The organism is Flavobacterium sp., assembly GCF_029242675.1.
Taxonomy (GTDB): domain Bacteria; phylum Bacteroidota; class Bacteroidia; order Flavobacteriales; family Flavobacteriaceae; genus Flavobacterium.
On sequence record NZ_JAQWTM010000374.1, the window covers coordinates 1 to 2,029 of the forward strand.

General features: G+C 35.9%; 2 protein-coding genes. One reads left to right on the forward strand and one right to left on the reverse strand.

Annotated features, from left to right (window positions below):
- On the reverse strand, positions 1 to 927 hold a 927-nt coding region (locus P8M54_RS13815; RefSeq protein ID WP_300288541.1), incomplete at its 3' end, for a peptidase U32 family protein.
- A 248-nt stretch (positions 928 to 1,175) separates the two neighbouring features.
- Here P8M54_RS13815 and P8M54_RS13820 point away from each other — a divergent pair.
- A complete protein-coding gene (locus P8M54_RS13820; RefSeq protein ID WP_300288543.1) occupies positions 1,176 to 1,958 on the forward strand; it encodes a DUF6503 family protein in 783 nt (260 codons plus the stop codon).
- Positions 1,959 to 2,029: the final 71 nt, after the last annotated feature.

The following is a 2,029-nucleotide window of genomic DNA, read 5'->3' on the forward strand; positions in this document are numbered from 1 at the left end:
TTCCCAATTCCCTATTTTTTCTTTTCGTTGATTAACGAAATAATCGGTGTATCCGCGGTTAAAACTTCGGTCCATTTCAGGTTCAAAGTTATAAAACGTTCTTCCTGACGATGCTTTTTGGAAACTATCATTGTTTTCTAGAAAAGCATCTAATTTTTTGCGTAGAAACGAAGTGTTGTTTTTTACGTAAACAATGTCTTTTAAGCGTCCTTCGATTTTAAAGGAAGTAATTCCTGCTTCGATTAAACTAGGCAGTTGATTACTTAAATCTAAATCTTTTATGGAAAGTAAATGGCTTTCGGTCAGCAAAGTGGTTCCGTTTCCATCAATCAAATTATAAGGTAAACGGCAGTTTTGAGCACATGATCCACGGTTGGCACTGCGTTCTCCACCTGCAATACTCATGTAGCAGTTCCCGCTAAAGGAAACACAAAGTGCACCAGAAACAAAAAACTCTAATTCTACATCAGTAGCAGCGGCGATATCTCTTACTTGATCAAGGTTTAGCTCTCTTGCAAGTACTACACGCTGCATTCCAATATCCTTTAAAAACTTGACGTGATTTGGTTCGCGATTATTCGCCTGGGTGCTGGCATGAATAACAATTGGTGGTAAATCCATTTCCATTATTGCCATATCTTGCACAATTAATGCATCGACTCCAATGGCATACAATTGATGAATTAATTTTCGGCAAGGCTCCAATTCATTGTCATACAAAATGGTGTTGATTACAACAAAAACCTGTGCTTTAAACAAGTGAGCATATTTTACCATTTCGGCAATATCCTCAACAGAGTTTGTAGCATTAGTACGGGCACCAAACAAAGGTGCTCCAATATAAACCGCATCCGCACCAGCGTTGATCGCGGCAATTCCTTGTACTAAATTTTTAGCGGGAGCAAGAATTTCTACTTTCTTTTTCATATTCAAAGTTCTTCAATTCCCTAATTATTGGAATTAAAGTGCAAAAGTATAAAATACTTCTCAAACTAATAGTGTTTTAGATTGATTAAGCGCCACTATGATAAAACACGCACCATAAAGCATTTACACATTCATTTCTAACCCAAAACAGACAGGCTACTGATGCCGGTTGCCCTAAACTGCGTTAATTATTTTATAAACTACCGCAATTCGCTTGGACTTGTTTTAAAAACTAATAATTTTATAAAATGAAAAAACAACTCCTACTTTTAGCCACTTGTGCACTATTTATTGTTTCATGTCAAACTAAAAAAGATGCTAATACTACTTTAGAAGACAAAGCTGGACCGACGGAAAAACCAATTACAAAAGCAGATTCGATTGTAAATCTTGCGATTGAAGCGCATGGTGGTGCTTTATACGGTAAAGCCGATTATTCATTTACTTTTAGAGATAAAAAATACCGTTTTAAAAATGACGGCAACAATTACGAATATTCATGTGAAGTACAAAAAGGGGATTCACTAGTAAAAGATGTACTGATCAACAATGATTTTAGTCGATTCATCAACTCAAAAAAGCTAAATTTAAGTCAAGAAGAGGCTGCAAAATACGGCGAATCATTAAACTCCGTTATTTATTTCGCTACACTACCTTACAAATTACAGGATGCATCTGTAAACAAAGAGTTTATTGAGGAAACGATAATAAAAGGGATGCGTTATGATGTGATTAAAGTAACCTTTGGTCAAAACGGCGGTGGAAAAGATTTTGATGACGAGTACCACTATTGGATCAATAAAGCCACTCATAAAATTGATTATTTAGCTTACAATTATCAAGTTAATGGTGGTGGCGCCCGATTTAGAGCGGCATTCAACACTAGAGTAGTTGATGGAGTAACTTTTCAAGATTACATCAATTATGAAGCTCCCTTAAAAACTCCTTTGAAAGATTTAGCAGCTTTATACGAACAAGGAAAACTAAAAGAAGCTTCAAAAATACTAACGGACAACGTGGTTCGTAATTAAAAACTAAAAAAATATCTTCTTCGCAGTAGTCGTCGAAAATAGCCCAGATAGCAGCGGCATCCTCTTGTGGT